Here is a 4838-nt window from a genome sequence, read left to right as displayed (position 1 = left end):
CCCCAGATGGACTTCCCGCCGCGTCCGGTGCCGGTGGGGTCCCCTCCCTGGATCATGAAGTTCTGGATGACGCGGTGGAAGATCACGCCGTTGTAGAAGCCGTTCCGGGCGTGGGTGGAGAAGTTCTCGCAGGCCTTGGGGGCCTTGTCCGCGTAGAGTTTCAGGGCGATGTCTCCGTGGTTTGTGTGGAGCGTGACGGTGGCCATGGGCCCTCCTTTCTCGGGCGCTCAGGGTACCACGCCGGCGGGGGGGGCGCCCTCGGGGCGTGGTACCCTTGCCGGAAGGAGGTCCCATGGACCCACAGGACCGGCGGGCCCTGGCGCGGCTCCGCAAGGACCCGGCGATGCGGGCCCTCGTCGCGCGGGTGGGGCCGCCGCGCTTTCACGAGTATTCGAGGGAGGATCTCCTGGCCAACCTCCTGGAGGCCATCGTGAGCCAGCAGCTCTCGGGCAAGGTGGCCAGGGTGATCTACGACCGGCTCAAGGCGTTGGGGGGGAGAGGGTTCCCCAACCCCCGGAGGCTGCTCCAGCACACGGACGAAGAACTGAAGGCCGTGGGCCTGTCCCGAGCCAAGACGGCGAGCATCCGGGACCTGGCCGACGCCGTCCTCACGGGCCGGCTCGATCTGGACGCCCTGGAGGACCTGCCCGACGGGGAGGTGGAGGCGGCGCTGGTGAGGGTCAAAGGCATCGGGCCGTGGACGGCCCACATGGTCCTGATCTTCGCCCTGCGGCGCCCGGACGTCTGGCCCGCCGCCGACCTGGGCGTCCGCAAGGCCCTCCAGCGCGTTCTTCATCTCCCCGCCCTCCCTTCTCCCTCCGAGGCCGAGCCCCTGGGGGACCGCTGGAGGCCCTTTCGCTCCTACGCCTGCTGGTACCTCTGGCAGATGATGGACGGGGGCTGACGTGGCCCCGGCGGAGCTCCTTCAGGATCTTCTGGTGATCCTGGCGGCCGCCCTCCTGGTGGCGGGCGTCCTCAAGCGCGTTGGCCTGCCCTCCATTGCGGGGCTACTGCTGGCGGGGGTCCTCGTGGGCCCCGGCGCACTGGGCCTCGTCTCCGATCCGCACAGTGTGGAACTTCTTTCCGAGGTCGGGGTGGTCCTCCTCCTCTTCGGCATCGGGCTGGAACTCTCCCTCGAACGCCTCAAGAGGCTCTGGAGGCCGATCCTTCTGGGGGGAGGTTTCCAGGTGGCCCTCACCATGGCCGCGGTCTTCGCCGTGGCGTACTCCCTGGGCATGGCCCCGGCACAGGCCGTCTTTCTCGGGTGCATCGTGGCGGTGTCGAGCACCGCCGTGGTCCTGCGGGGGCTCCAGGCCCGCGGGGAGCTGGACGCGCCCCACGGCCGCCTGACCCTGGGCATCCTGGTCTTTCAGGACCTCGCCGTGGTGCCCATGATGCTGGCCATCCCACTCCTCTCGGGCCAGGGGGGCTCCGCGGGGGCGGCTCTCGGGGCCGCCGCGAGGGCCTTCGCGGTGGTGGCGGGGGTCGTGGCGGGGGCCCGGTTCCTCGTGCCGCGCCTCATGGACTTCGTGGCCCGCACGAGGGAAAAGGACCTGTTCGTCCTGGCCATCCTCCTGGTCTGCCTGGGCACCGCATTCCTGGCCAGCCTCGCCGGCGTCTCCCTGGCCCTGGGAGCCTTCCTCGGGGGACTCGTGGTGGCCGGCACGGGCTTCCGCCACCAGGCCGCTTCGGACCTCATCCCCTTCCGGGAGGCCCTCACGGGGATCTTCTTCGTCTCCGTGGGCATGGCCCTCGATCCGGGACTCCTGTTGAGGGACTGGGCCGGCGTGGGAGGGCCTCTGGCGGCGATCCTCTCGGGAAAGTTCCTGCTGACCTTTCTCGCGGCGGCGCTCCTTCGCCTTCCTCTCCGCGTGGCCGTGCTCTCCGCCGTGGCCCTCAGCCAGGTGGGCGAATTCTCCTTCGTGCTGATCCGGGCCGCCCGGGGCACACCCCTCCTGGATCCCCTCCTGGAGGGAAGGCTCACGGCGGCGGTGATTCTCTCCATGGTCCTGACCCCGCTCGCCCTCGCCGTGGCGCCCCACCTGGCGGCGGGCATGGGGCGAATTCGGCCCCTCACCCGCCTGCTCGGCGTCCGGGGGCCCGAGGAGTCCCGCCTTCCGGACCGCATGGAGGGCCACGTCATCGTGGCCGGATTCGGCCTGGCGGGGGAGGAGCTGGCCTCGGCCCTGAAGGCCTGCGGGGTTTCCCACGTGGTGGCGGACTTGAGCGTGGACAACGTCCGCCGCGCCAGAAAGAAGGGCCACCCCGTCCTCTTCGGCGACGTGACGTCTCAGGAGGTCCTCCACCACCTGCGGGTGGCCGACGCCTCCGAGCTGGTCCTGCTCCTGAACGACCCCGACGCCACCGCCCGGGCCGTCCGGGCCGCCCGCGCCTTGGCTCCCTCCCTCTCCATCCTGGCCCGGACGCCGTACGTCCTGGACGTCCCCGCCTTGAAGGCCGCGGGAGCCACCGAAGTGGTGGCGGGCGAGGCGGAGGCCGCCGCCGCCGTGGCGGAGCGGGTCCTCTCCCGGCGAGGCGTCTGCGGGGAAGCCGCCGAGGACCGTCTTCGCCGCATCCGCGCGAGGGCCCAGGAATGAGGCCGGCGGGGCGGCGCGCGTTGACACGCCGGGCCTTTCAGCCCTATACTTCCCCATTGTGGCGGTGTAGCTCAGTTGGTTAGAGCAAACGGCTCATATCCGTTGTGTCCGGGGTTCAAGTCCCTGCACCGCCACCACCCTATCCTCAAGAAATTCAGGAAATGGCTGCGCGGCTCGGGGCTGGCCGACGGGGGCCGGATCCTCCTCGCCGTTTCGGGCGGGGGCGACTCGGTGGGTCTCCTGGGCCTCTTCCTCTCCGCCCGGCCCCGGCCCGACCTGGAGCTGGGCGTGGCCCACGTCCACCACAACCTCCGCGGGGAGGAGGCGGACCGGGACCTGAGGGCCGTCCGCGACCTGGCCCGGGGCCTCGGCCTGCCCTTCGCCTCCTCCCGCCTGCGGAGCCGCCCGCCCCGGGGCGAGAGCGTGGAGGCCTGGGCCCGCGCGGGGCGCTACGCCGCCCTCGAGCGGCTGAGGGTCCGCGGCGGGTGGGACCTCGTCGCCACGGCCCACAGCCTGGACGACCAGGCCGAGACCGTGCTCCTGCGGATCGCCCGGGGAACCGGGCTCCAGGGGCTGGCGGGCATCCTCCCGCGCAGCGGCCGCGTGGTCCGTCCCGCCCTCGGCCTCACGGGGGAGGAACTCCGCGAGGCGGCTCGAGGCTGCGGGCTCCCTTACCTTGAGGATTCCACCAACGCCGATCGCCGCTTCCTCCGAAACCGGGTTCGCCGGGAGGTTCTCCCCGCGGCGGAGGCGGCCCTTCCCGGCTTTTCCCGGCGCCTCGCCGCCCTGGCGCGGCTGGCCGCGGAGGCCGCCGGTGGGGCTTCGCCCAAAGGGCCGCCGGTTGCGGTCTTGGAAGCGGACGGACTATATTACGAGTGCGCGGCCCTCGCGGAATGGAGCGACGGCGAGGGGCTGGCCGCCCTCCGGGAGGGGATTCGCTCCGCCCGCGGCGACCTTCGGGGCCTGACGGAGCGCCACCTGAGGGCCCTCTGGGCCTTGAGGACGTGCCGGCCCGGAGCCGTCGTGCCCTTGCCGGGCGGCTGGGAGGGGAGCCGGCGGGAGCGCCGGATCCGCATCGGCCCGAGGAGGGAGCCATGAAGCTCGCCCAGGGAATCCTGTTCACCGAGCGGCAGATCCAGCAGCGCGTGGAGGAGCTCGCCCGGCAGATCGTCCAGGATTACGCGGGGCGGCCCCTGGTCCTGTGCGCCATCCTCAAGGGATCCATCCCCTTCCTGTCGGACCTCATGCGGAGAATTCCGGGGGACGTGCGCCTGGCGCTCATCGAGATGAAAAGCCAGGTGGACGGCAAGCACGCGACGATTCTGTTCACCTCCACCATGGACCTTTCGGGGCGCCACGTCCTCATCGTGGAGGACATCGTGGACACGGGGATCACCCTGGACTACCTGCTCAAGCACCTGGAGGCCGAGCGGGCGCCGGCTTCCCTCAAGGTGTGCGCCCTCCTCGACAAGCCCGAGGCCCGGCGCATCGACGTCCCCGTCCATTACCGGGGCTTCAAGGTCCCGGACAAGTTCGTGGTGGGCTACGGCCTCGACTATCAGGAGCGCTACCGGAACCTGCCCTACATCACCTGGGTGGAACCGGAATGATGTCACGGGCCCGCCTGTTCTGCATCTAATCCGGATGCCGCGCCGCCGGAGCGGAGACCCCGTCCCCCCAGGCCCCAGGCTCGAGGGACGCCCGGCATAAAGGAGCCCCTGTGAACCAGCAGTTGAGAAACCTCCTCCTCTGGGCCCTCATCTTCGTCGTCGTCGCCATCTCCATCGGCCTTTTGAGAAAGGCCACGCTCAAGGAGACGGAGCTTCCCTTCAGCCGCTTCGACTCCCTCGTCCAGGCGGGCCAGGTCAAGAGCGCCCTCGTGAAGGGAAGCGTCGTCCGCGGAGAACTCAAGGACCCGGTGGACGGGTCCACGAACTACGTCACGAACCTGCCCCCGGACCTGCAGAATTACACCCCAGTCCTGGTGGCCAAGGGAGTGGACGTGCGGGCCGCCGAGCCCAACACCTCCCAGTACCTCTTCGCCCTCTTCTACATCCTGCCCGTGGTCCTCATCATCGGCTTCTGGATATTCTTCATGCGGCAGATGCAGCAGGGGGGGAACAAGGCCTTTTCCTTCGGCAAGTCCAAGGCCCGGATGGTGAGCGAGCCCAAGAACAAGGTCACCTTCAAGGACGTGGCGGGCATCGAGGAGGTCAAGGAGGAGCTCTTCGAGATCATCGA

Annotated in this window: 6 protein-coding genes and 1 tRNA gene; 6 read left to right on the top strand and 1 reads right to left on the bottom strand. The window is 70.3% G+C overall.

Annotated features, from left to right (window positions below; all coding sequences use genetic code 11):
- The coding region (locus AB1824_13105) for a peptidylprolyl isomerase (GenBank protein MEW5765898.1) at positions 1-206 on the bottom strand (206 nt) is incomplete at its 3' end.
- 86 nt (positions 207-292) lie between these two features.
- On the opposite strand from AB1824_13105, the gene AB1824_13100 reads away from it, so the two are divergent.
- The 6 genes from AB1824_13100 to AB1824_13075 form a co-directional block, all read left to right on the top strand.
- Entirely contained in the window at positions 293-904 is a 612-nt protein-coding gene (locus tag AB1824_13100; protein MEW5765897.1) for a DNA-3-methyladenine glycosylase 2 family protein, read from the top strand.
- Position 905: 1 nt separating this feature from the next.
- On the top strand, positions 906-2597 hold the full coding sequence (locus tag AB1824_13095; protein MEW5765896.1) for a cation:proton antiporter: 1692 nt from the start codon (positions 906-908) through the stop codon (positions 2595-2597).
- Between the two features lie 60 nt (positions 2598-2657).
- Positions 2658-2734: transfer RNA gene (locus AB1824_13090), tRNA-Met, on the top strand.
- Positions 2700-3695 (top strand): tRNA lysidine(34) synthetase TilS, encoded by a 996-nt coding sequence (gene tilS, locus AB1824_13085; protein MEW5765895.1) that lies wholly within the window; start codon positions 2700-2702, stop codon positions 3693-3695. The genes AB1824_13090 and tilS overlap by 35 nt, the downstream gene beginning before the upstream one ends.
- Positions 3692-4207 (top strand): hypoxanthine phosphoribosyltransferase, encoded by a 516-nt coding sequence (hpt, locus tag AB1824_13080; GenBank protein MEW5765894.1) that lies wholly within the window; start codon positions 3692-3694, stop codon positions 4205-4207. Before tilS ends, hpt begins: the two co-directional genes overlap by 4 nt.
- A gap of 110 nt (positions 4208-4317) precedes the next feature.
- Positions 4318-4838: ATP-dependent metallopeptidase FtsH/Yme1/Tma family protein (locus AB1824_13075; protein ID MEW5765893.1), on the top strand; the 521-nt coding region annotated here is incomplete at its 3' end.

Source organism: Acidobacteriota bacterium (assembly GCA_040752915.1).
GTDB lineage: Bacteria > Acidobacteriota > UBA4820 > UBA4820 > DSQY01 > JBFLVU01.
This window is presented reverse-complemented; position numbering and strand designations above follow the sequence as displayed.